The organism is Chryseobacterium sp. DT-167 (assembly GCF_058310155.1).
In genome coordinates this window covers 69,778-95,031 of record NZ_JBZEEQ010000016.1, presented here as the reverse complement: position 1 = coordinate 95,031, position 25,254 = coordinate 69,778, and the positions used below count along the sequence as shown (strand labels likewise).

The 25,254-nt window shown below is 37.6% G+C and carries 18 protein-coding genes; 4 read left to right on the top strand and 14 right to left on the bottom strand.

The features are described 5' to 3' along the window. Positions 1-128: 128 nt before the first annotated feature. Positions 129-2,879, bottom strand: coding sequence for a fibronectin type III domain-containing protein (locus AC4FQ5_RS18130; protein ID WP_491145615.1), 2,751 nt, complete (start codon positions 2,877-2,879; stop codon positions 129-131). 243 nt (positions 2,880-3,122) lie between these two features. Between AC4FQ5_RS18130 and AC4FQ5_RS18125 the strand changes: the two genes are divergently transcribed. Further along, entirely contained in the window at positions 3,123-3,542 is a 420-nt protein-coding gene (locus AC4FQ5_RS18125) for a hypothetical protein (RefSeq protein ID WP_491145613.1), read from the top strand. Between the two features lie 89 nt (positions 3,543-3,631). Here the strand turns inward: AC4FQ5_RS18125 and AC4FQ5_RS18120 are convergent, their stop codons facing one another. The 7 genes from AC4FQ5_RS18120 to AC4FQ5_RS18090 form a co-directional block, all read right to left on the bottom strand. Continuing rightward, positions 3,632-3,904, bottom strand: a complete 273-nt coding sequence (locus AC4FQ5_RS18120; protein ID WP_491145611.1) for a hypothetical protein — start codon at positions 3,902-3,904, stop codon at positions 3,632-3,634. Between the two features lie 8 nt (positions 3,905-3,912). Further along, positions 3,913-5,274, bottom strand: coding sequence for a S41 family peptidase (locus tag AC4FQ5_RS18115; protein WP_491145609.1), 1,362 nt, complete (start codon positions 5,272-5,274; stop codon positions 3,913-3,915). A gap of 11 nt (positions 5,275-5,285) precedes the next feature. Further along, positions 5,286-6,026, bottom strand: a complete 741-nt coding sequence (locus AC4FQ5_RS18110; RefSeq protein WP_491145607.1) for a hypothetical protein — start codon at positions 6,024-6,026, stop codon at positions 5,286-5,288. A gap of 160 nt (positions 6,027-6,186) precedes the next feature. Then, positions 6,187-7,104 (bottom strand): choice-of-anchor J domain-containing protein, encoded by a 918-nt coding sequence (locus AC4FQ5_RS18105; protein WP_491145605.1) that lies wholly within the window; start codon positions 7,102-7,104, stop codon positions 6,187-6,189. 77 nt (positions 7,105-7,181) lie between these two features. Further along, on the bottom strand, positions 7,182-8,492 hold the full coding sequence (locus AC4FQ5_RS18100; protein WP_491145603.1) for a beta-helix domain-containing protein: 1,311 nt from the start codon (positions 8,490-8,492) through the stop codon (positions 7,182-7,184). 292 nt (positions 8,493-8,784) lie between these two features. Continuing rightward, a complete protein-coding gene (locus AC4FQ5_RS18095) occupies positions 8,785-12,066 on the bottom strand; it encodes a TonB-dependent receptor (RefSeq protein WP_491145601.1) in 3,282 nt (1,093 codons plus the stop codon). Between the two features lie 55 nt (positions 12,067-12,121). Next, positions 12,122-13,069 (bottom strand): FecR family protein, encoded by a 948-nt coding sequence (locus AC4FQ5_RS18090; RefSeq protein WP_491145599.1) that lies wholly within the window; start codon positions 13,067-13,069, stop codon positions 12,122-12,124. 238 nt (positions 13,070-13,307) lie between these two features. On the opposite strand from AC4FQ5_RS18090, the gene AC4FQ5_RS18085 reads away from it, so the two are divergent. Further along, complete coding sequence (locus AC4FQ5_RS18085) at positions 13,308-13,928, top strand: RNA polymerase sigma factor (protein ID WP_491145598.1); 621 nt, start codon at positions 13,308-13,310, stop codon at positions 13,926-13,928. Between the two features lie 65 nt (positions 13,929-13,993). On the opposite strand, the gene AC4FQ5_RS18080 is transcribed toward AC4FQ5_RS18085, so the two are convergent. Further along, positions 13,994-15,139, bottom strand: a complete 1,146-nt coding sequence (locus AC4FQ5_RS18080) for a helix-turn-helix domain-containing protein (protein ID WP_491145595.1) — start codon at positions 15,137-15,139, stop codon at positions 13,994-13,996. A 258-nt stretch (positions 15,140-15,397) separates the two neighbouring features. Here AC4FQ5_RS18080 and AC4FQ5_RS18075 point away from each other — a divergent pair, with 258 nt between their 5' ends. Both AC4FQ5_RS18075 and AC4FQ5_RS18070 read left to right on the top strand, forming a co-directional pair. After that, positions 15,398-18,310 carry a TonB-dependent receptor gene (locus tag AC4FQ5_RS18075; protein ID WP_491145594.1) on the top strand — a complete coding sequence of 971 codons (2,913 nt, stop codon included), beginning with the start codon at positions 15,398-15,400 and terminating at the stop codon, positions 18,308-18,310. Positions 18,311-18,320: 10 nt separating this feature from the next. Beyond that, the gene (locus AC4FQ5_RS18070) at positions 18,321-19,145 is read left to right on the top strand and encodes a tyrosine-protein phosphatase (RefSeq protein ID WP_491145592.1); all 825 of its coding nucleotides are present in this window, start codon (positions 18,321-18,323) and stop codon (positions 19,143-19,145) included. Positions 19,146-19,304: 159 nt separating this feature from the next. Here the strand turns inward: AC4FQ5_RS18070 and AC4FQ5_RS18065 are convergent, their stop codons facing one another. The 5 genes from AC4FQ5_RS18065 to AC4FQ5_RS18045 all read right to left on the bottom strand — a co-directional run. Continuing rightward, on the bottom strand, positions 19,305-19,745 hold the full coding sequence (locus AC4FQ5_RS18065) for a lysozyme (protein ID WP_491145591.1): 441 nt from the start codon (positions 19,743-19,745) through the stop codon (positions 19,305-19,307). Continuing rightward, positions 19,742-20,242, bottom strand: coding sequence for a hypothetical protein (locus AC4FQ5_RS18060; protein WP_491145589.1), 501 nt, complete (start codon positions 20,240-20,242; stop codon positions 19,742-19,744). The genes AC4FQ5_RS18065 and AC4FQ5_RS18060 overlap by 4 nt, the downstream gene beginning before the upstream one ends. A 164-nt stretch (positions 20,243-20,406) precedes the next feature. Further along, a complete protein-coding gene (locus tag AC4FQ5_RS18055) occupies positions 20,407-21,720 on the bottom strand; it encodes an ATP-binding protein (protein ID WP_491145587.1) in 1,314 nt (437 codons plus the stop codon). A 919-nt stretch (positions 21,721-22,639) separates the two neighbouring features. After that, a complete protein-coding gene (locus AC4FQ5_RS18050; protein ID WP_491145585.1) occupies positions 22,640-23,380 on the bottom strand; it encodes a hypothetical protein in 741 nt (246 codons plus the stop codon). A gap of 603 nt (positions 23,381-23,983) precedes the next feature. Then, a partial coding sequence (locus AC4FQ5_RS18045; RefSeq protein ID WP_491145583.1) for a hypothetical protein occupies positions 23,984-25,254 on the bottom strand: 1,271 nt, incomplete at its 5' end.

Below are 25,254 nucleotides of genomic sequence, written 5' to 3'. Positions count from 1 at the left end.
CTGTTTATAAGGTTATGAGCTTTAATTTCAAACCATCCAATTACTTGATATTCTTAATTAATTTAAGATACAAAAAATCCAATCTATGAATTACAGATTGGATTTTTTTAGTTTAAAATTAAATGAGATTATTCTACGATAAGTTTTAAAGTAAATAGTTTTCTGGTATGTACTTTTACAAAATAAACACCTTTAGGTAAGTTTTCGTTTACTAAAGAGAATTTCTGATCATTTATATTTTTTGTTTCATACAAAAGTTGTCCAGCTGCCGATAAAAGCTGAATTTTCTCAATAGGATAATCACTTTTGATAAAAGTAGGCTGTCCCGGTTTTGCAGGATTCGGATAGAGAATCACATTTTTTTCGGTAGCACTTTGAGCTTCATTCGTACCCAGTGTACCAACTACCTGGAAAGATACTCTGTTCGAAACTTCTGTATAAGAATCGTTGGTAAACATCACCATGTAATAGTTACCGGTTGTGGTCGGAACACCGTTTACATTTCCGGTAATGGTTTTTGTGCCTTGTGTAACTCCGTCAAAATACGTGTATGAGGTAAACTGGTCATTCGGAATTTGAACACTTTGAGGGTAAATTCCCAGCCAGTCTTTTATGATTCCCGGAGAATCTGTCCAAGATGCAGTGATATTTTCACCCAAAGTATAGACTGGTTTGTTGATCCATAGATCTGTAACGATATCACCTACTTTAAAGAACACCTTCTCTCCTATTTGTGTATAGCCGTCTTCTAAAAGATAGGTTGCGTAATAGTATCCTTTTGGTAACCCAGTAAAGTTTTTTGTTCCCGCAGCGGTGGTTACATAGCTCCAAGCCGCAGAAGGATTTGCTGACCCCGGAACCTGTCCCATTTTGTAAATTCCGATCCAGTCATTGGTGAGGTTAGGTCCGTTGGTGTAGTTGATCACTACAGTTCCTCCTACCGGATAAGAACTGGCTGTTGTCTGCAAAACGACTTTCGGTCCTACATAGAAACTTTTTCTGCCGGTGATTTCGGTATAGCCGTTGTTGGCAAAGAATCCTGCGAAATATTGCCCTTTGTTTGGCAGACCGTTATTGAAATTGGCTGTACCCGAAGTTTGTCCGTTGGTATATTTGTATCCCTGAGAAGTTACAGCAGAAGGATTTTGTCCTTTTTTGTAAATTCCAACCCAGTCCTGTTGATTTCCGGGCCCGTCTGTGTAAGTTGCAAGGATAGCTTCGTTCTGAAGATATTCGGTTTTGTCTAAAACCAATGCAGGATTGGATACCACACTTCCTGTTACCTCAAACTGTTTTACATCACTCCAGTCGCTCCATTCAAGATTTCTGTCTCTGTAGCGTACTTTTACATAGTAAACTCCATTGGTGATTGAATTGGCTGCGATGGTTGCTTTTGTAATATCTATTCCTGCATTCAGGTTTTTTGTAACATCAGGATTTCCTGTACCTTCTTTCCCAAACCAGTTTTCATAATCTCGGTAAAATTCTTTATCAATAACCGAAAAGTCTGCAGTTTTGCTGACAAGAAACTGTGTTGTATTTAAAAGTTCTGAAGTTGTGGTTGAGAAAGCGCTCCCATTCAGTGTCAAAGGTAAGGTTACTGGTGCGGTAAAAACATTGGTTACTGCAGGTTTTGTTGGTTTTGCCAGGTTTTTATACCGGTGGAAACTGTCAACAGTTACACTGTTTTTCTGATTGTAAATACTTCCGATTGAGTAACTTTCCACATCCACTTTACCATTGATGACATCTACTTCAATGATCTGGTAAGTCCAGTCGGTAAGCGTTTTCTGCACATCGTCAAAATCCTGCTCATTAGACATTCCCCAATACTGATCCCACGCCGTTCCACCGGAAATAATCTGATAGTTGGGTGAGTTTTTAAGCTGTCCTCTGTGATACAGATGATGATGAGCACCGATATGCATTAAATATTTATCAGAAGCTGTCAACAAAGGTACAGCTGTGTTTCTTACCCATGTAGAAATGTCTCCAACGTATTGCTCAGCCTGATAAGGTCTGTGGCTAAGAGAAATAATCCAATGTACAGTATTATCTGCAGCAGCGGCAGCAAGAATCTGCTGAAGCCAGGTCTGTTGTGCAGCTCCTGTATGTTCGGAACTTAAACTTACAAAAAGAACGTTTCCTGCCTGTTGTGCATAGTAGTTTTCGTTTCCAGAGCTGATGTTTTTGTAGCTCAGTTCATCAATAAAGAAATGGGCGTAGTAAGAGCTCATTCCTAAACTTCCGTAGGTTTCGTGATTGCCTACCGTGGTTTGTATCGGAAGGTATGGTGAAAGTTTCTGGTTTTTCTTAAAATGAACATTTTCATAATGATCGAGTGTTCCTACATCTACCTGATCTCCAACCATAAAAGTCAGAGCAATATTGTCTGAAGGATCTGCCGTTGCACCAAATCGCTGTTTTATTTTTTTATAAGCGTGAAGATTTAGAGAATCGTATCTGGGTTCGTTTTTCAGCTGATTGTCGCCCATGATCAGAAATCTGATTTTACCATTTGCAGTAACAGCCTGTCCCGGCAGAGGAAGGGTGCGGAAATTGTATACCGAAGACTCACTCGTTCCTGTTTTTACTTTATAATAATACTTTGTATTGGGTTGAAGATTGGTAATCTTTGCCGTGTGATAGTAGTAATTATTGCTGTAACCTGTATCCGAAAAAATATTGGTGGTTCCGGTGACGGTAACACTGAGATTGGAAGGTGAAGTCCCGTAATAAACGGTAGTCTCGTTATTGGAAGATGTTTTCCAGTTGACAATCATTGAATTGGGAGTCGGGTTCTGTAAATAAGGAACCAGTGTCTGACTAAAACATAAGTGTGTGAGGAAGCAACACAGCACCAGTAAAAAGTTTTTCATAAGGTAGAATTGATGGATTAGATTTTTGATTCGCCAAAGCTAAATTCTTAATATTACTGCGTTGTTACAGGTCTGTTAAATAATACTTAATATTTCTCTGACAACTGATTCTTATTTTTCATGGAAATTATCCAACACGATCAAATCCCGAATTTTCAACATTTTCCTGCAAAGAACGACTGCCTCTTACATACTATTTTACGTGAAATCTTATATAATTTCCTGATAAAATTGTCATGGAATTTGAAAATAAAACTTAATTTTATTGATGGTAAGAATAAAAATGATACCTCAACAAATAATATGGAAAAATCAACTCTTTTAAAAGACAGCTTATTATTAATATGGAACAACCGCAATTCAGCTGAAAGAAAAGCTTTCATGGAAAAAATCTACGCATCTGATATTACATTTTATGAAAGTGATAACAGTGAACCGTTTGTGGGAGCAAAATCAATTGATAATCTTATTCAGGCACTGCAAAAAGACTGGTCTTCAGATTTTGAATTTATACTTACAGAAACTCCAAGATCAAATCACAACATTCAACAAATCAGTTGGCAGTTGGGTATACCTGGTCAGAAACCTGTTGCGACAGGTATGGATATAGCAATTATTAAAGATGGAATGATAAAAACTCTCTATTTATTCCTGAATCAATGATGACCAGTCGGTTATAAATTAAATTTTAAAATAGATCAGTCATTTCGTGGAGGAAACTGATTATCCAAGTCTTGATCTCTAATTCTAAATCAGCGGTGCGTAGCTTTCCGTTTTAATTCGCGTATCTTGAAAGTGAGCAGTTTTCGAAGACCGTCATGAGTCTGCTTATAGGTTTTAATGCTTTTTTCAAGCTTTTTTTTATTGTTCAGATAATCTTCATACAAGGCAGATAATTCAGAAGCCCGGGTAATCGCATCGCACGAAGCAGCCTCCGGATCTTCAGATATTTCCTTCAGCAAAAAGCGGTAATATTCTAATCTTTCTGTAAGGCTGGTGTGAAATTTTGGTTCAATTCCCTGCATTTTGTTATTTATTTAATAGTAAATCCTGAAAATCCGGCGACCGGACTGTCACTTTCAAACAGAATCTTTATTTCACTCTTATAAATCCCCGGATAAGCCGGCTTAGAATAAATCTTACTTAAAACCGAAGAAAGCAATACCTCATCCGGATCTCCCAATTCATGTAGCGGCAGGTCACTGTATTCGTTAACAGCTATCTGCGGTGAAATCCCGTTACTGTAGCTTCCTTCATTATCAGAATTAAATACCTTATAAATAACAGGATGAATCTGCCAGGAAATTTTCTTCGGCTTTCGCTGATCTTCAATGACAAATCCTGCCATGTCTTTCCCTAAAGTGACATCTCCTACCTGAATGACCTCCAGATAAGGCTTAAGATTATTGATAACAATTTCCGAGGCAGATGCCGTGCTGCGCGAAGTAAGAATATACACTTTATGCAGACCTAAAGAATTACCATGTAATGCATTGAAATCTAAACCATTGGAGTTGTATGCTATCTGTTGTGAAAACGTTCTTTTTACCTCGCCACCATTTTTATTCCCTCTATAAATAATGAATGGAGAATCTGCCGAAATACCCGCCGGGATCAATGAGCAGAGCGCTGCTGCTGAAGACACGGAACCTCCGTAATTATATCTCAGATCCAGGATCAGCTCCTGTATTCCTGCAGACTTGAATTCGGAAAACTTTTGATTCAGCGAAGAGGTCATACCATCCGGAAAATCATAGATATAAAGATAGCCTGTTTTCTTACCGTTCTGTTCAAAAATCTTTGACATCAAAGGCTGTTCAAAAGAATAACCGTAATACACCGTTATATTTTTTTCATTAATAACCGATGCATTGCTCCAGTTTCCAACCGTAAGCTGCAAAACCGTATGATGAGGAATAGATAAAGCCAGCTGTTCTGCATTGGTAGCTGTAACCGATTGACCGTTTACCTTGGTAATTACCATTCCTCTTTCCAGACCTGCGTTGAAAGCGGGAGAGTTTTTTAGCACCAGTTTGATCACCGTGACTACCTGACCGCCTGCTAATTGCAGAATAGCATAATCAAAACCATACATATTTCTTACGGATCGCGGGTAGGTGGAAGAATCTGCTGTATTTACTATAAAAGAAAACCGGTCGTCCGGAGAAAGAAGACTTTTAAAAAAGTCCTGTACCGGCAAATGATAATCAGGTTTTACAGGCATATGATCTGCCCAGTAATAATATCGTCTCATACTATCCTGTACCCAGAGATTTACCGACTCTGTACTTCCCTCCGGAAAATCTGGGACATCATCGTCTGTACGGTTGCATGAAATAACCGTAATTAATAATATCAGAAATATGTGTAATGGAATTTTAAAATAGCTTTTCATAGCATTATATCTTATAAATAATCTGCCACATCAATATCCCCTTTCACCACTACTACTCCGTTTTCCATCTTTTCCTGCAGCACGATCATATTGGCTCCGATATCCTGTTTCAAACTAACTTTAATGATATTTGATCCCGAATACGGCTCACTGGTTCCTGGTTTATAGATTTCTAAGAATACCGGTGCAGTGGTGCTGAAAAAATTATAGATTTTAACGGCAGTGAAATCCTTTTTCCCGATATTGTCAAATTCTGCCAATACCACTCCGTTTTCCCTTTTCAGAACCCCTTTTACGCCTTCCAGCGATGAACCGGAAAACTCTCCAATGTTAGGAAATATAAATTCGAAGCCCACTTTTCCAAGATTGACCTGTGGTTTTACAGCATAAGCCTTCAGGAAAATCTCCGGTAGATTAAAGAAATTCAGGGTTTGATAATCTGTGGCATTATCGTAATTGATATTATACTTAGCCAGCTGAGCTCCTGTCTGCGTATTGTAAATTCCCAATTCATCAGTTTCACCCTTATCCAGAACAAAGCTGATCTGGGTTTCTATCTTTTCGGTGTAAGAGTCTTTTCCATTGATGGTCACCGGAATTCCGTTTAACCTCATCTGAATGACATCCGGCTTAGAAAATCCTTTTATATTGATTTGTGCAGACTTCTGAGCCTTATCGTAAACTTCAAGTGCGTCAGTATCTGAGCAGGAAAATAATATAGTGAATATTGCAAATGCTAATAGTTGTTTCATTTTAATTGTTTTAAATTATAAAAATTTAAACTTTAAAAAAATTGCCCCGGCCCAAAGCTCAGGGCAATTGGTAATTATAAAAATATGAATTGGATATGCTTATAAAGTTTGTAAAACAAACCGTATTTTTAGTTTCATGGTTATTCTTTTTACCCGAAGATTATTTTTTGATGAATTTCACCTTTTCAGTGATGATTCCGTCAGAGATCACAGCAACGTAAAGCCCTGCCGGAATATCCGTTACATTTATGCTTTTAGAAAAGTTTGTCTGAAGACTTTGCTGACCCGCCATATTGAATATGCTTACGGTGGTGTTTTTTTCTTTAAAGCCAGGATTTAATTTTAATTTTAAGAAATCTGAAACAGGATTTTCTGCTACTTTCGTAAGATTCTGAGTTTGTTTTGTTTCTGTTGTTTTTAAAACTGAAGCAAAAATAGAAATCTCATCAATGTTTACATTTTGAGAATTTGAAGCTGCTCCTGATGAGATTCTGTTTGACCAAAGACCAATATAGATTTTCTTGCCTGCAAAAGCAGAGATATTGATCAGACATTCTGCATACTGGGTAAGATCTGAAGGTAAATTGGCAGCAGTAGCATTGAACCTGTAAAGTGCACCTCCGGAACTCTGCGCATCTGTTGCCATCTGCTGAAAGTCTGATAATTGCGGAACCTGTTTCTGAGGAGTGCTTACAAAAATATAAACGTCTCTGCTCACAAGTACATGTGTAGACCTCTGTCTCCCGATATATCCTGCTAAAGTAAGTACTCCTCCTGCGTTGGTAAGATCGATCTGCGGAGATATAATCCAGTCATTTTCTGTAGCAAATCCTGTAGCATTACCCGTAGGAACCGTATTGATCGAATGACGGAGGACGCCTGAAGTTCCGTAGATAAGAGCAGTCCCGTTGTGATAAATGTTCTGTCCCTGCACCCATCCGTTTCCGTTTCCGTTCAGGTCATGGAAGGTCCATCCCTGAAGATCAGCAGGAGTATCAAAAGAATTGCTCCACACCGGTAACTGTGCTACAGCTGCGTGTGACAAAAGGATAAGAGATGATAAAATTATTTTTTTCATAATACTGATTATTATTAATTTAAACAAAAAGTAAAAGCAGGGAACGGCAAATGAGTACCATTCCCTGCATTAATTATTTAGTCTACGATTGAGAAATCATACTTCGTCCAAGAACCCTGGAAGTTTCCACAGTTTCTAGGAGATACGTTCCAGCCACCATTATTGAAGAACGGCTGGCTCATCCCAAACAGTGCTGCAGATGATGAAACAACAAGGTTAGCAGCAGGAATTCCTGATGTACCTGCACCTGTAACGGCAGTTGTAAATCCGTGTACCAGAATAGAGCTGTACGTAGATGCAGATGATAACTGTGATCCTGTACCTTCTACCCTGATTCCTGTAGGATATCCTGTAATTACGGCATCATTTAAAGTTAATCTACCATTTCTTCTGATATGGATTCCGTTTTCATAAGCAGGACCTACACCGGCAGTTGGAGAAAGTACATTTGTACTAGGTCCTACAATGATAAGATTGTTGATAACCGGATGTGTAAGCAACGGTGTAGATGTACCACCTGCGTTGTTATCCAACTCGATACCGTTTGTATCAGAAACACCACCGCTTGTAGTGTGAGATGAGTTAGAATCTGCCAAAGCCAATGCACAGGTAATTGTCCCTGTATACCCATTGTCAAAATCGAAATTATCATCTTCTGCCGCAAAAGAAACTAAATTTGAAGCATTTACTGTACCTCCGAAAAATTCAAAAGAATCATCCTGACCGTAAGAAACCTGAATATTTCTTATCGTAGTACCGCTTCCAACACCTGCAAGGGTAAGAGCGTTTACTTCATTCCCTGAATTTGCTCCTACGAAATCGTATCCTGCAAACTCGATACGAACATAATTCATAACTCCTGCATTGTGAGAAGAGTTAGAACCTCCGAAATAATAATCACTACCGCTAAGACCTTCTACTGTAGTAGTAGTCGGTACATTTGAAGGTGCATCACCCAATAAAACCACACCTCCGAAATCTCCCGGAACAGCCGTAGTATCTTCGTTACCATCCAACAATCTGTAGCTCGTAAAAATAATAGGCTGAGATTCTGTACCTGTAGCGTTGATCTGACCTGTTTTCGTAATAACCAGAATTCCTGAACCTTCACCTGCTGCATTTGGTTTAGCTTTGATGAATGTTCCCGGCTGGATCGTAAGTGTAGCACCATCTTTTACCGTTACTATACCGTCGATTTCTATCACTCCGCTCCACGTTGTGTTTGAGGTAATAGCTCCGCTAACAGTGGTAACAGGAAGTGAAGAAGCTGTAATATATTCCGCAGAAGCAGGCTTCATTTCGAATGGAGTTGAAGAATCTGCTAACGAATCGTTTTGACATGCAGTAAGTGATAAAGCTGCGATGGCGATTAAACTTAATTTTCTCATAGTTATAAATTTTAGATTATGATGCCGGTTTGTTTGTTTTAGACCAGCTTGGTTTTTTTAGAAATACCCGCCCCTGTATTTCTGCGATTTGGTTTACACTTGTTATTACTCTGCATTACATGAGGAGCTGTGATGAAGAGTTCCCTTCTTATCTGCCGGTTGCGGGAAGTTTCCGGCAGCGTTTTTTCGCTGAATCTGTACTGTGTTGCGCATTCATCAGTAGTAATTGTGATTCAATATCAGGATACCTACCTGTTCGTTGCACGAGCTCTTTTCTGTTTTATATTATTTTTTAAAAAGTATAATTGACACTTACTCCGAATATTCTTCCACTGTAGGCACGGAAAAGAATCTTATCTATATTTTTATCATACTTATCGGTGGCACCCGGCAAAAGCTCCAGCATTTCTCTCTCTGTCTGCACGTTTCCGCCTTTTGCTACTGAATAAGAATTGTAATTGTTGTAATATTCTTTTACTCTGTTGAAAAGGTTTCTTGCATTAAATTTTATTTCTAAATTTTTTTCTCTAAGAAATCTATACGAGATCTGTGCGTCAGCAACCGCATACGGTCTCTGGATTTCTTCACCGTTGTAGCCATACCCCACCGTAATGTACTGATCACCTTTAGCATTATACAGAAAGCTTACTCCCAATCTTTCCCCATCGTATAAAAGACCTAGATTGTAAGCATACGGAGTCTGCCCGTAAAGAGGTCTCTCTACTTCATAGGTAGCATCTTCGTCACTGGTTTTTGCTTTATCTTTAAATGCAATTACTTTGGTAGAATTGTAGGTGAAGTTTCCGCTGAAGAAGAATTTTTCCAGAAAAGAATCTGCAGAAATAAAACTTAGATTTTTTCTTACCTCCACCTCAAACCCTTTCAGCTTGGCATTTTTTGAATTTCCATTATATAGGTACAGGTTTCCTTCGCTGGAAATGTATCCTTCCCTTTCAATAGGCTTATCAATATTTTTATAATATAAACCTGCTGAAAATATTTCGCCCAATCCCGGAAACCATTCAAACTTAAAATCATAATTATTCACTATAGACGAAACCATTTCAGTATTATAAATCAATCCGTTGGCAATGGGATCGAAATACGGCAACCCAGTTCTCTCGTTGAACTGCGGACGAATTACCATCCTGTTGTAAGCTAATCTTACATTTATCTTACCTGTAGGGCTGTACGTGAAATTAGCTGAAGGCATGAACTGCCATGGTTTGTCTTCTACAGTATTTTTAGAGACATTCTGAGGATCAGCAGGATCCAGCTGCTGAGAAATAAGGTTATATTTAAAATATTCCGCTCTTAATCCCCACACCAGCCTGAATTTATTTTTCCATCGGTTATCAAACATGATAAATCCTGCGTGCTGATCTACTTTTCCTTCATATTTTTCTTCGTTGTAAAGGGGTCTTGTCTGCCATCCTATTCCACCCGGAACATAATGTGAGCCATCGAGCCAATCGGAAAGTGCACCTTCCAGTGTTTTAGTGGGAACGCCATTTGATTCATCTGTTCTTAACAAAAATTTCTGCTGGACGTTGGTGTTTTCTTTAGAAGCTCCCGCATATCCTGTTTTAATATCGTTTTTAAAATTTCCAAAATCAATGTTCCATTTAAAGGAAGCTCCGTAATTATAGTCAGTTTCGCGATTTTTGATATATCCTCGTGCAAAATCACTTGATGAGTTATTAGCCTCATGATAAGCAAGAGTTTCAAACCCTACAAATCTGTATAATGTATGATGCAGTGTGTAATCTTTTGTGTCAGATCCCACACCTGTTCTTGCGATAAACCAATCAACATCTACATTCCCTATCTTATGGTTTCCTTCCAGTTTGTTTTGCAAAAGAGTCTGGTAAACCGGGTAATTTGCATTAGAAGTATAAGGTCTGTCCAGCATTTTTATTTGCTCAGGATCGTTATTGGGGATAATGCCGTTATAAAAATAATTATATGATAATTCTGCGTTGGCAGGCAATCCGCTGCCCGAAGTATACTCATTCCAGCCTGTAATTCTCGTTACTGTATTGTCATAAATATGGGTATATGAATTCCTGAATGAGAATCTGCTTTTTCCCAGCTGCAGACCAAAATTCATCATTCCCGCAATGGTAGAATTATAATTGTAGGAAGCTCCCTGGTTTTTAAAATTATAAAAATTTACAGGCTTTTCTCCCGATGTTTCCCAATCAGATACGAGATAAGTCTGATCTAGCCAGTTTCCTCTTCCTGTATGATCTATCTGTAGGTTATTCTGCTCGTTTCTCAAAACTAAAGCTCCCGCAAATCCCCATTTATTGCTGTTGTTTAATTTAAAAGTTCTTCCCAAAGCCAGCTGCATATTAGAACCCATATCTGCTGTTGTACGGTAATTGGTAAAGTTGTCATTCGTAAACTGTTTTGACTGTTCAAAAAACAACGGATTCTCCCAGTTCATAGCTTTCAGACCCATTGGGAAATCTCTTGTTCCGTCATCATACCCGAAATAATCATATCTTCCCCGCTGACGTGTAAGAAATTCTTTAAAAGTAGCCTGGTCATTATAGGAAGTACCCAGTGTTACGGTTGTAAAATTTTCGTTTGGGATATCTTTTGTTTTTACTTCCACATAGCCTCCGGCGAAACTTGCATTCATGTCCGGAGTTGCCGTTTTACTTACAATCACACTTTCGACCATAGATGTCGGGATAATGTCAAACGAAAAATTCTGGTTATAAGCTTCGGTGCTGGGAAGATTAATCCCATCCATCGCAGCGGTATTCCAACGCTCACCCATAGAGCGTACGACTACATATTTATTATCAATTGTTGTGATTCCGGTTACTCTCTTCAGTGTTGCGCCTACATCGTTATCGGGTGTTTTTGCGATCTGCTCGGCAGAAATACCGTCACTCATCTGGGCAGCTTTTTTCTGCAAAGCCAACAGACCCGCCTGTGTGTTTGCTTTACGTGTTCCCGTAATCACTACTTCTCTGATGCTCGCTACCTTATCCGAAACTGGGCTTAAAGCAAATGAAACAGTATTGGTTTCTTTACTGGTCACAGCAAGCTTTTCTACCCGCAAAGAGCTGTATTTAGGGGCTTTTACGGTAAGTGTATATATTCCGGAAGGCAGCTCAATGGTGAAATCTCCGTTATTGTCTGTAGAAACTTCTTTCCCACCGATGGTAACTTCTGCTCCTGCTACGGGATTTCCCACTTCATCTACAATTTTTCCGGAAATTTTTCCGTTTCCCGATATTGCAACACTGCTCCCCTGGTATTTTACTGAAATAAGGTCACCACGAAGACGGTACACAATGGGAAGTGCCCCCGCAATATCTTTGAGACAGGCACTGATGGTTATATTTTCACATTTTAATCCTTTTACTTTTAATTCTTTTATATCTGCTTTAGAATAGGCCAATCTGAGACCTGTTTTTCCGGCAAACTCTTCCAAAACCTCGATCAGCGGCTTTTCTCCCGGAACAGCGAATGATACTCTCTGCGATAATTCCTGCGCTTCTGCTGTTGCGGTAAAAAATAATGCTGCGATGGTAAGCCCACATTTCAAACTTTTCATTTTCACTTTTCTCTTCTGGTTTATTTTTGATCCTTCTTATTAGTTTTTATCTGATTTATTTTTTCAGTATATAGGTCTGATTCTCTTTCTGCACCTCCAGTCCCAGAATGAAAGCCAATGCTTCGATATTCTCATCGGTACTGCCTCCGGTAAAATCAACCGTTATTTTTTTCTCAGAGACTTCTTTAGGATAAACAATATTGATATTGTAATTTTTTTGTAAAACTTCAGCAACTTCCTTCACACTCACATCATTAAAGCTCAGAGATAATAAAGAAGAAAATTCTGTATGTGATCTGTTGTCTTTTTTAAATGAAATAACTGCAGCAGTGCGCGCCACTCCAAAATTGGTCCATTTCTGATGAGGCTTCAGGAAGGTTACAGGAACACCTTCATAAGTAACTGCCACTTTTCCTTCATAAAGATCTACCGCTTTATCTTTTCCGGACTGGGTGATTTTAAATACAGTACCCAATACTCTGGTGCTGAACCCGTCTGCACGAACGATGAAAGGATGTTCTTTTGATTTTGCTACCGAAAAAATGGCATCTCCACTTAAGTCTACCACTCTGGTATCAGCAGGGAAAGATTTTTCTACAGTAAGCTTTGCTCCGGGGAATAAGGTTACCACAGAACCATCTTCCAGGTGAACTTTCTGGTTTCCGTATTTTGAAAAATAAACATCCGGCTTAAAGAAAATCTGGTACGTAAAGAATCCTCCCAATGTAAAAAGAAGCAATATGACAGCTGCGATTTGAGTTAAATATTTTGAGAATCCAATCTTAGGTTTTATGATAGACGTCTGAATAAAATATGGCTCCAGTGAAAAAAGAATTTTTTCCTTAGATTCTGCACTGTGATTTTGATCAAGGCTTTTTTCAGCATCTGCTTTCCATTGATTTAAAAGTTCAGTTTCTTTCTCCAAAATTTTTTCTTCCGAAACTTCCCTTTCCCAAAGTCTGAAAACAAATGATTCAATATTCCTGTAGCTTAAGTTTTTCATAAATTTCTGATGTAAGTTCACCGTTACATTGATAAAACTGTGAAATTGAAAAACTTCCCCCGTCATCATTTAACATTGTATTCATATAAGCTCAAGCTGTCAATGCTTTTTGATCTGTTTTTTATATTTCTAAACATTCCGTTCATATTTCAGGCTAGATTTTCAGAAATAATTAATCTTAAAATCCTTAAAGTTCACAAAAAGTTAATTTTTGATTAGGTAATTTTGCGTCATCAAGATGAATCAGACAGATCACATTTTATTGAGAAAAATAAAAACAGGCGACCGGCCTGCTTTTATCCTGCTGTACGAGCGGTACTGGGACAATCTATACCGTTTTGTTTTTGTAAGAACGAGAGATAAAGAGGTTGCAGAAGAGCTGCTGCAGAATCTCTGGATCAAAATTCTGGAACATACCGACAGCATTCAGACTGATGAAAACGAAAGCGCAAAAGGCTACCTGCTGCGACATCTACATTACAGGATTATTGATCATTTTAACAGTTCTAAAAAAATGCCGTCAGTACGTATTGATGAATCTGAAGATCCCATTGATATTACCGACACCGAATATTTCGAAATTCTTGAAGAAAGTGATATTTCTACTTTATTCTCAATGATCGATGAGGTTGTTTCAAGTCTTACCTCTACAGAACAGAAAGTCTATGATATGAGAATCAGACAGAATATGTCAGTAGACGAAACCGCTAAAGCTTTGGGATTAACTAACAAAACAGTCAGCAACAAACTAAGCAATGCATTAAGTAAAATCCGTGAACAGCTGAGTCCCGAATATAAATCTTCTAAAAAGTTTGTTGCCCTTATCGTTTTTGTGGAGATCGTCTCCAAAAGTACATAAGCAACTATATCTGCCTACAACAAGGATTGCCATTGAATAATATATCGGTAAGAGTCCGGCTTAAACTATGTTAAAGTTAATGTATCCTGTCTTGTGATTTTTCTATAAAATTCAGAAGGAGTTTTTCCTGTAATTTCTTTAAAATAACGGTTAAATGAAGATTTGGATTTAAAACCTGCTTCATAAGCAAAGGACAGGAAATTAATATTCTCATTTCTTTCAATGGCGTTTTCAACAAGATTTTTAAAATATTCAATACGGTATTCGTTGATGTAGCGGTAAAACGGCTTATGCTTGTAGCCATTGAGCATCTGGCTGATCTGATACTTATTGATTTTTGTTTGTACAGCCAGTTGATCCAGCGTCAAATCACAGTTTCTGAAGAGTTGTTCCTCTTTCACAAGATCGTCCATCTTTTTCCATAAATCCCCGAACTGGGTATCATAATTTATTGTATTTACAGGTAATTTTACTCCGTCAGACCGATTATCTGCCGGGATTTCAAAATTATTGTCTGAGTTTATCTCAGGAAAAACAGTGTTGTGCGTTTTCAGACTCTTTCTTACAATCAACAAGCTGATAACCAAAAGTAAAAAGTAAGCCACAGTACGCATTACGGTATTGATTAAAGATTCATATTCGGGATACAGATAAAGTAAACTTTTTGAGATAATAATACCCGCCTCCATAAAAAGGATGCAGCAGGAAATCCTTGTAATGACATCATATTCAGTTTTTTCAGAAGCTTTAAACTGATTTTTGTTAATCAGAAGCAGACTTTTTAAGGGGTAATATAAATTAATAATAAAAAGCAAAACCAGGCTGAAGTTGTTGTAAAGGCTAAGCAGCTTCAGGTCGACTCTTCCAAGAACAAGAAAAACACACGTAACTGTGAGATAAGAAACCATCAGAATAAAAAAAGGGACGAAAACATACCATTTTCCGGCAATCGGCAGACCTTTTCCGGTTCTGCTGAGCGCATATAAATATATCAGCGGACCATAACTCGCCCCAATAAACGTGTTCATCTGCTGCCTGATACTTTCATCCGGAATAAAATTGAAAATGATGAATTTAATGATCAGATGAACGGCAATCGCTGAAAGGAGAAAAATAAACAGATAACTGGAGGGTGATTTCCTGTCTCTGAACTGTAAAAGCCAGAGTGCTACAAGTGCCTGAAAAGCCCCGATAATGACTATATATTGCATTACGTCCTTAGTTTATACAAAATAAACACATAATTTCCATACCGTCATTCTCAAACCTGTTATCTATCTATTAAAAATTTGATATGGTATTTAATATTAGATTCACAAATAAGTAACAAATAATTAAATAACTACAAAAAACTGAAATACAAATGGTTAACAGTATCAATTCAACGAGTGATACGTTTTTTGATATGGTTTTTTCCTTCGGACGAATAGTAACTTTTATCAGCTCACATTTGCAATAAAAAAATTCCTATGAATAATTCTATTGGTTTTTCAAAACAGAAGTCAAGAACAATCCAGATATCTGCTTTTTTTCTGATGGCGTCACTGGGAACCATCCATGCGCAGACCATCAAGGGAACTGTGGTCGGGAAAACAAACGGAGCCCTTCCGGGAGCTAACGTTTCTATCGTAGATTCTGATGCGAAAGCCGTTTCTTCATTAGATGGAGATTTTAATCTTCTTTCACCAACATTGGGCAACGTCAACGTAAAAATCGAATATATCGGTTATGAGACAAAGCTTTTCCCGGTACAATTAAAAGAAGGAACTAACGATTTGGGGTATATCACCATTGAGCCTGAAGAAAAGAAAACTAAAGACAAGGTAAGTGACATTCAGGAAGTAGTCATGTCGAGACCTAATGCTCTAACCCAGGCAAAAGCCTATGAAATCAAGAGAAACAACAACGCCATCATGGAAGTGATCGCAGCGGATGCGATCGGAAAACTGCCGGACAGAAATGCGGCGGAAGCAGTACAGAGAGTGCATGGTGTTGCAGTAGCAAGGTATCACGGCGAGGCAGACCAGGCAACAGTGCGTGGAACCCCTTTTGCATGGACCTCCGCATTATTCAACGGGAACCGCCTTCCGAGCGCAAATGTTTTAGGAAACAGATCATTCGTTCTGGATGTCGTTCCTTCTGAACTTATTCAGTTTGTGCAGGTTTCAAAAGCAGTAACTCCGGATATGGATGGAGATGCTATTGGCGGAAGCATTAACTTTATCACAAGAACAGCTCCGGCTAAGAAAACGCTAAGTGTCAGCGGAGCCGGCGGATACAATACCTTTTCCCAAAATGCTACATACAACGGATCTATTGTCTACGGTGACCGTTTTTTTAAAAATAAATTGGGCGTCATCCTCTCCGGTGCCATCTGGGACAGACAATGGGGTGCAGATTCTTTTGATGTAACCTATAATACAAATTCTGCCAATAGTGTACAGAAAAATTCTATCAGTACAGTAATGCTCAAAAGGTATATGGGAACCAGAAGAACGATCGGGCTGAATGGCGGTCTCGAATATAAATTTAATTCCAATAACAAAGTCTTCTTCCGCGGAATGTTTAATAAGTTTGATGACATCCGCCCAGTTTACGAATCCTATGTAGATTACAACAACAGCCGTTATCAGTATAACTTCAGATATTCTCATTATCAGACAGAATTATACGGAATGGAGTTTGGCGGGGAACATTCGCTTTCTAAAAAGCTGGGCCTGGACTGGATGCTAAGTGACTATAATGCAAAATATTTCCTCGATACGCCACCAACAAGCGAAATAAAGGGACTTCCAATCGCTACTTTCAGACAAAAAATTACCGGCGGATTTACCAATCTTTCCAGCGACGGAAAACGCTACTGGAGCTTTGATTCTCCGAATGGAGTCGGTGGTGAATATATGGATTACGGCTCTGATACAACCAATCCTGATGAAGTAATGCGCGCCGACAAATTGCTGCTTTCTCAATTGGTGATTGCAAAATTAGACAACAACGAACGGGATAAAATTGCAAGGCTGAACATAAAATATGATCTTAATTCAAATATAACTTTTAAGATCGGTGCAAAATACCGCGAAAAAGATAGAAACAGCACATACGGATACAATGCTGTTTATCTTCCGGGAGCTTCATTGGGAATTCCCAATTCTCCTGCCCTGCTTACTTTATCTCAATTATCTACTTCCGAACCACCGAAAGGAACAGCTTTTCTTAACGGAATGAACGGCGATTACAGTTCTTACATCATGAATCCGCCGACAAAGGATCAGCTTTTCCAGATGTATTCTCCTGAATTTCTACAACAAAATGGCTTCAGGGATTTTTCAAGTGCAGAAACCAATGCAACAAGTGTTTATACCGGCGAGGAAAACGTTTTTGCTGCTTTTGCCATGACGGAAATCAAGGTAAATGATCAGTTTAAAATTGTAGGAGGTTTTAGAAATGAGACAACCAGATTAACTTTAAACGGTTCAAAAGCCACTAAGGAAGGAACTCCGGCTGCTACAGTAATCAGCCCGTCAATAGTTGAAAGTAACTATAATGCTTTTCTTCCTATGCTCCATCTGCGTTATAATTTTTCGCCGAAATCTAGTCTGAGATTTGCCTATACAAGATCATTTATCAGACCTAATTTTGGAGATATGTCACCGGGATCCAGCATAGACAATACCTCAAACCCAAACAGGATCACCAGAGGAAACCCAGATCTAATGCCTACTTTCAGTCATAATTTTGATCTTATGGGCGAGTATTATTTCAGCAATATCGGTATCCTTTCAGGAGGAGTTTTTTACAAAAAGATTTCAGATATTGTTTTCCAGGACACGTCTATTCTGAATATCAACGGGAACGACTACATGGTGACGCAGGCTAAAAATCTTCAGGACTCAAATCTTACAGGCTTTGAGGCAGGAATTAATAAGCGTCTTGATTTTTTACCGGGTTTCCTGGGTAACTTCGGCGTAGAATTCAATTATACCTTTATTAATTCAAGTGTAGAGGTTCCCAGAACGGCAAACGGAATACAATATTCTGACAAAACCACACTTCCCAATCAATCAAAAAATCTTTTCAATGCCATTCTTTATTATGAAAGCAATAAGATAATGGTACGTCTGGCAGGGAACTACAGAGGAAAATCGGTAGAAACAATTAACCAAAACCTTGGTCCACAGTATTATATCTGGTCAGACAAAAACTTTACCGTTGATTTTTCAGCAAGCTATGACATCAGTAAAAAGGTGAAATTATTTATTGAACTCAATAATTTAAGCAACGAAAGTCTGAGACTTTATATGGGAGACAACAAGAAAAGAATCACTTCCAGCGAATGGTATGGAAGCAGAGGACAGATGGGCGTTCGCTGGCAAATATTTTAAACAATTATATATGAAAAAATTAGTATTGACATTAGCTTTCGTTGCTCTGGGTACAGCAGCGCATGCACAGATTACAGACAGTTTACGCCGTGTTGTAAAAATGGAAGGGGCGTACAACTTCAGGGATACAGGAGGTTACAAAACTACTGACGGAAAAGAAGTTATTTTAGGGAAAGTATTCAGAAGCGATGCAATTGACAAATTATCTGATAAGGATCTGAAAACGTTTAAGGATAAGAACATTGCAACCGTGGTAGATTTCAGAGGAATAGAAGAAGCAAAAAAAGCTCCCGACAGGCTTCCTCAAAACACAGGTTATCTTCTTTGTCCTGCAGGAAGCAACAACCTTCCGACTGCCCAGGATATGGCAAAAATGCTGAAAGACAAAAATTTTTTATTTGATATGTATGGTGAAGGCGGGCTTCCCTATTTCGGAGAAAGATACAGGTCATTATTTATTCAGCTACTGACTTTGAAGCCTGATGAAGCGTTACTTTTCCACTGTACGGGAGGTCGTGACAGAACCGGGATGGCATCAGCATTATTCCTGAAAGTTTTAGGCGTTCCTCAGGATGTTATTGAAAAAGATTATCTGGCTTCAAATTTTTATCTGGCTAAAAACCCAACCATGAGAGGGATGTATTCGGGATTATCAAAAATGTCGGGAATGACGGAAACCGAAATCAAGGAACAGATGGAACTCAGACCCGAACTGATCAGAAATTTTTTCGGCGCCATCAACAAAAAGTATGGTTCTGTTGAAAATTTCCTTCAGGTGGAAATGGGAATCGGTCCCATGCAGATAGAAATCTTAAAACAAAAATATACCATGTAATTCCTTTACAGAAGGTAGAAAATCAGTTAGAATTAAATTTTATACGCTGCACCGGAAAACTGGTGCAGCGTATTTTCAGATCAATGGTAAATTTGAGATCAGCGGTAAGACAGCTTTGTCCTAAATAAGTGTACCAAACCCCTTATAGCTTCAAAAATTTTATTTTGTAAAGAACAAATCTGCTTCAGCATTTCTGCGTCTGATTAAACCCTTCAAAACTTTGCCTCCGGCTGTAATATATCTTGAAACAAACCAATCTCTGATTGTTTTGGCATCTGCTTTTTTATTGATTAAAGAAAATAAAGTGTCTGATCCTCCCGTATTGTACGTGTGCGATACGAGAGCATCAAATTGATTTTGAGTAAGAGTTATTTTAATTTTACTGTTAACTATTTTTTCATAAGTTGGTAAAACAGATGAAAACAATTCGGCTCCTTTTTCTTTGGTTATTGCAGAATCCTTCATGGTCACTTTTTTGCCACCGGGATAATAGGTGTTTCCATATCCGATTGTCGGAATTCCTGCAGAATCCAAATAAGGCTTAGAACTGAAACCTTCAAATGATAAAATGAGATTTATTCCCTTTTGTGATGTTTTCATTTCTTAAAATATTTAAAGGTGAAAAAGATGAGTATTAAAAACATTGCAACTGCTGCAATGACAATCCAGGCTCCGGCTTGAAACCCGGTTGATTTGATTTTTTTTGTTTCTTCAGAAACTACGGAAGTACCTTCTTTGATGTTTTCTTTTGAAACAGCTTTCTGAGTGACCTCTTTGATAATGCTTGTAAATTCTTCTCTTTTAACCTCCGATTTTTTATTATCACTCTTTGCATAATGGTTATTGATCGAGTATTCTGCGTTTCCCCTGATAGAAATACTTTGGAGCGTATCGCTTCCGACAACATTATGAAAAACAAAAGGATTGGATAAATCTGATGTTCCACTGATCAATATTTCCCCGGATAATTCATTTTTATTTTCCTTCACTAATGCATCAGTGAATATGCTTTGAGTTGTTTTTAAGTTTTGCACGTTCATAGAATCAACTTTTACTTTTGCCGTTTCTTTTTTGCTTTCTTTGTAAGTAGCTGTCATTTTATGTTTACTTCGGCAACACAATAGGAGACCACTGATTATGATCAGTAGCAGAATTTTTGCTTTCATAAGCTTTATTTTTTGAGATTAACTGATTATAAAGCCGGGAGTTTTTATGAGGGAATTGTTATGTTAAAAAACACATTTTCCCGGCTTTTTATTTTTTAAGTAAATATTTTATCTTCTTTCACATATTCTTTTTTGATACTCTCTAATAATGTGTCTACACTTACTCTGTAATCAGGATCTTTTGATGCAATGGTTTTTAAGCTTATATCCTGTATTACATTCATAATATTAGAACCGGTGAGTTCGTATCGTTTGGCAATTTGTTCTATATTGATATCTTCAAGCTGTAACTGCTTGGGCAGATTTTGTTTCCAGATCCGCAAACGCTCTTCGTACTTTGGATTGTTGAATTTTATGCAGCTGTGAAAGCGTCTTGTAAAGGCTTTATCCATATTATTCTTAAAGTTGGAAGCCAGAATAATAAGCCCCGAAAACGTTTCTATACGCTGCAGTAAGTAAGAAACTTCCTGATTGGCATACTTATCATGAGCATCCCGTACACTGGTACGTTTTCCGAAAATGGCATCGGCTTCATCAAAAAATAAGATCCAGTTTTTGTTTTCTGCTTTGTCAAATAATTTAGCTAATTGTTTTTCTGTTTCACCGATATACTTTGAGACCAACATAGAAACATCGACCCTAAAAACAGGACGTCCTGTATATTTTCCTAAAAGACTGGCTGCAAGAGTTTTTCCGGTTCCCGGTTCCCCATAAAACAACACCCGGAAGCCCGGCTTAAGTTTTTTCTGCATGTCCCAATCTTCCATCAGAATTTGGCTGCTGTTGTACCAGGCTTCAATGCTTTGAAGTTCGTTTAATGTGATTTGAGGAAGTATTAAATCACTCCACGATCTACGGGTGTGTAATAATTCTGCCGGAAAATCATTGCTCATTTTTGGCAATAATTCTAATCCGAAAACTATCGTATTAAAAGCTTCGTGATGAATGCTTATCTGGCTATTTGCCGACATAAACTCATGAGACGAACCTGAAAAAGCAATCAATTCTTCTTTCATCAATACCGAATCTGAGCCAAAATAATCAAGTGTTTTCAGTCTTTCTGAAATACTATCCCCACCTAAAATATATTGAAGAGTCTGAACAGTGGGATAAAAGAGTCTGCCGTTTTCACTAGCTGAACAAAAATCAAACAATGCACTGCCGGGAAACTCTAAGTAAACACGTTTCAGCAATGACGGATCTAATCTTGGTGATAAAGCCGCCAAAAGTATTACAACTTCCTGATTACTAAGCTTCTTTCCCGCAATATAGTCACCCAATGGAAAGCCTGCATGGTCATTAGTTTTCAATTCTGGTGCTCCTGAAAAATTTTCTGAAGAATTGTTTATACGCCACGTAATAATCTCTTCTAAATGAGTAAATAATTTTTGTATCTGGTTTGGTTCCATTGGTTTTTAGTCTTTTTCTTTTTTGAGATTTATAATTTACCCTTGTATTAATGGTTGTTCTCTGCTTTTTTAAGTATAATAATTTTTCTTCTGACATTAAATCCTAAAAACATCATCTAAATAATTTTAAGTACAAGTAACTCATTTAGAAAGTCTTACCCAACTGCCAATGCAGTTGCTTTTTGAAAGTCTTTCTCTCATTGGAATTCCTACTTTTAAAGAATCAAATCTTCCGCTTTCACGGAATCATTATCTGCTCTTGAAAGAAAATAAAAGATCTGATGACCCATCATTTTTCGCGGATGAGATTCTGATGATCGTGCATCAGAAAATTCCGGTATTTCAAGGAAAAAAGGTCTCCTTTTATAGAGTATCTTACTCGACTGAGGTTGTTTTATTGAATTATTCCACTTTATCTAATGGTTTTTCAATAAACTTCAACCGAAAAGTTGCTCACCAATGAGTACAAATAATTGTTGTAATACTCTGTTTTCATGGTTTTATGATTGTTTTGCTGATTTATTGTTTTGTTGATTTAAAAAATCAGCACTTCCCGATCACTGCAAACACATTTCTGTTTCATCTTTAGTTTCGTAATCGAAGTTGTGATTTTTTAAAAATATATGGTTTCTAAAAAGTAAATCTCAGCCGAAAAGTAATTCACATTGGAAAGTCTTACCTGGGCAGCCGCAGCTGTTTTCTCCAGAAAGCCCTTCTCTTATAGGAATTCCTACTTATTAAGAATAATTTTCCCTGCTTTCGCAGAGTTATTCTGCTCTTGAAAAAATAATAGTACAGCCATACACTACTATTCTGCTCATGGATGAGATGCTGATGCTCGCACATCAGAAAATTCCAATATTTCAAGAGCAAAAGGTTTCCCGCTACAGAACATCTTACCCGACTGAGATTAAGCTTATTAATTGATAATGTAATTGATTAAATCTTTCTCATCTCTTCCCAGAATAATTTTTATATCAACAGGATGCGACCTGAATTTTGTCCCGTTAACATCGATCTCTAAAAGCATTTGAATAAGAGAAAATGGCTTTCTGTGATGTGTTGAATATTTGAATGAACCAGGTCTGCTGAATGTGCCCGATGGAGAAAACTCCTTGTAATCTGTATTGGGTTTGAAATAGTTTACAGGATTAATATCTATCACCATCTCATTTGCCGTCACCTCATATTCTGACTGTCTTCCCCAGGATTCTGCATCAGACGGAAGTTCCTTATAAAAGCCTGCGTTTTTTAAATAACCGCTTTTAAGCGTTTTTTGTTGCTTGTAACGTTTTATGATGATCTTAGGCTGATATTTATTAATGTCCAGTTCGTTTGATAATTTTACGTTTAAACACTTATAAGTAATGTTTTTACTTAGTATATGTACATAATTATCTATTTTCTTAGGTTCATTTTCTTCGATGTCTTCGATGTTTATATGTCCTCTACCCGATTTCTCAATATTTTCAGCCATGTAGAAATGATAGTATTTTTTCTTACTGATTCCTGATGCCTTTACATCCAGCCCAAAATTGAACTCATTTAAATGAACATAATTATCAATGAATTGACCAAATTGATTTTGTGTAGGATATTTGCCTGTTTCAAAATAGGTTTTTAATTCTTCTCTTTGAGTTAATTTATTTTTTTCTTCCATAATATTTTGATGCTCTTTATTTGGTTATTCTCAGTATATTCGTTTTCCGGATTTCAGTTGCTATTTATAGATTTAAAGTTCAAAATTCATCTTTTTTTTGTTCTTACAGAAGTTTTCTGACCTTCCCATTCTGTAGTTGCAGCAACTCTTACATTTATGATAATCAATTGATTGACAGTATGATTTCAGGATCTAACCTTCTTTACCATCCTGATAAATTCTGTTTTCTGCTTTCTGTAAATGCAGGAAATTAAATGTTGTTCTTGATATTTGAAAAATCTGTCAGTTTGTCTCCAGAATAAACTCTTCACCGAAAGGTTGCTCACATTGGAAGGTCTTACGAAACAGCCGAAGCTGCTATTTACAAAATCCTTCTCTTATTGAATTTCCTGTTTTTCTAAGAATCAATCTTCTGCTCTTATGAAAAAGGTTTCCTTTTTAAGAACATCCTACTCGATTGAGTTTATATTTTAAGTAATAAGTATTGTATTTGAATTGTTTTTGAGGATACAATTACTATTGATTATTTACAGGGCAAAGTTCATTCTTTTTTTGTTCTTATAAAAGTTTTTTGACCTTCCCATTCTGTAGTTGCAGTATCCCTTACTTTTCATAGACATGAATCTCAATGATACCGAACTCTCCCTGCATATCAACAGGAATATAATTTTCCCTTTGGGTAAGAATATTGAGGATTACAGCATCGTCATCAGACCTTAATGCCATACATTCTACCGGAGACGATTTGTCGAACGGTATATTTATCTTGCTGTTGATCCAGACTTTACCCTGCGGAAAAGCTTTTTGCAGCGAGCCTCTATAAAGCCCAACATCATTCCGTTTCCAGTCAATATCTCCGATTGTATTTTCCAATACTATAAATTTAGGTTCTGGGGAGTTTTCATCCGTTTGTAACAGAGCCTTGTAGATTTTATAATTGCTTATAGGCTCCGTCAATTCTGAAATTCCTAAAACCCTTTGCCAATCATAAATATTTTTAGAATCCAGATTGGAAGCATCTCTTTTTGTTAAATAGCTGATATGCGAATCTGCTGACCAAAGATGGTTTTCTAATGCCTCTTTGTCTGCCTTATTTTGAAGATTGGCATTCACACCGCCCAGTTGTTCCTGAATTGTCGCTTTATCAGCCTTATATTGTAGAGTAGCATTCACATTGACTAATCCATCTTCAACAACCTTGATCCTGTTCACCTCCTGTTGAAGGGTAATTTTATCGGCTTTACTTTGAAGATTAGTAGTGAATGTGCTGAATTGCTCAAGAACAGTCGCTTTATCGGCTTTAATTTCAAGATTGGTATTCACATCAGCTAATCCATCTTCAACAACCTTTATTCTGTTCACTTCCTGTTGAAGGGTAATTTTATCGGCTTTACTTTGAAGATTAGTAGTGAATGTGCTGAATTGCTCAAGAACAGCCGCTTTGTCGGCTTTAATTTCAAGATTGGTATTCACATCAGCTAATCCATCTTCAACAACCTTTATCCTGTTCACTTCCTGCTGAAGGGTAATTTTATCAGCTTTACTTTGAAGATCGGTAGTGAATGTGCTGAATTGCTCAAGAACAGCCGCTCTGTCGGCTTTAATTTCAAGATTGGTATTCACATCAGCTAATCCATCTTCAACAACCTTTATCCTGTTCACTTCCTGCTGAAGGGTAATTTTATCAGCTTTACTTTGAAGATCGGTAGTGAATGTGCTGAATTGCTCAAGAACAGCCGCTCTGTCGGCTTTAATTTCAAGATTGGTATTCACATCAGCTAATCCATCTTCAACAAACTTTATCCTGTTCACTTCCTGCTGAAGGGTAATTTTATCAGCTTTACTTTGAAGATCGGTAGTGAATGTGCTGAATT

Coding starts and splice junctions, on each gene's coding strand:
- AC4FQ5_RS18080 (WP_491145595.1), bottom strand. CDS start 15,139: ATGCAATATATAGTCATTATCGGGGCTTTTCAGGCACTTGTAGCACTC.
- AC4FQ5_RS18105 (WP_491145605.1), bottom strand. CDS start 7,104: ATGAAAAAAATAATTTTATCATCTCTTATCCTTTTGTCACACGCAGCT.
- AC4FQ5_RS18130 (WP_491145615.1), bottom strand. CDS start 2,879: ATGAAAAACTTTTTACTGGTGCTGTGTTGCTTCCTCACACACTTATGT.
- AC4FQ5_RS18055 (WP_491145587.1), bottom strand. CDS start 21,720: ATGGAACCAAACCAGATACAAAAATTATTTACTCATTTAGAAGAGATT.
- AC4FQ5_RS18070 (WP_491145592.1), top strand. CDS start 18,321: ATGAAAAAATTAGTATTGACATTAGCTTTCGTTGCTCTGGGTACAGCA.
- AC4FQ5_RS18095 (WP_491145601.1), bottom strand. CDS start 12,066: ATGAAAAGTTTGAAATGTGGGCTTACCATCGCAGCATTATTTTTTACC.
- AC4FQ5_RS18100 (WP_491145603.1), bottom strand. CDS start 8,492: ATGAGAAAATTAAGTTTAATCGCCATCGCAGCTTTATCACTTACTGCA.
- AC4FQ5_RS18120 (WP_491145611.1), bottom strand. CDS start 3,904: ATGCAGGGAATTGAACCAAAATTTCACACCAGCCTTACAGAAAGATTA.
- AC4FQ5_RS18115 (WP_491145609.1), bottom strand. CDS start 5,274: ATGAAAAGCTATTTTAAAATTCCATTACACATATTTCTGATATTATTA.
- AC4FQ5_RS18075 (WP_491145594.1), top strand. CDS start 15,398: ATGAATAATTCTATTGGTTTTTCAAAACAGAAGTCAAGAACAATCCAG.
- AC4FQ5_RS18065 (WP_491145591.1), bottom strand. CDS start 19,745: ATGAAAACATCACAAAAGGGAATAAATCTCATTTTATCATTTGAAGGT.
- AC4FQ5_RS18085 (WP_491145598.1), top strand. CDS start 13,308: ATGAATCAGACAGATCACATTTTATTGAGAAAAATAAAAACAGGCGAC.
- AC4FQ5_RS18110 (WP_491145607.1), bottom strand. CDS start 6,026: ATGAAACAACTATTAGCATTTGCAATATTCACTATATTATTTTCCTGC.
- AC4FQ5_RS18090 (WP_491145599.1), bottom strand. CDS start 13,069: ATGAAAAACTTAAGCTACAGGAATATTGAATCATTTGTTTTCAGACTT.
- AC4FQ5_RS18060 (WP_491145589.1), bottom strand. CDS start 20,242: ATGACAGCTACTTACAAAGAAAGCAAAAAAGAAACGGCAAAAGTAAAA.
- AC4FQ5_RS18050 (WP_491145585.1), bottom strand. CDS start 23,380: ATGGAAGAAAAAAATAAATTAACTCAAAGAGAAGAATTAAAAACCTAT.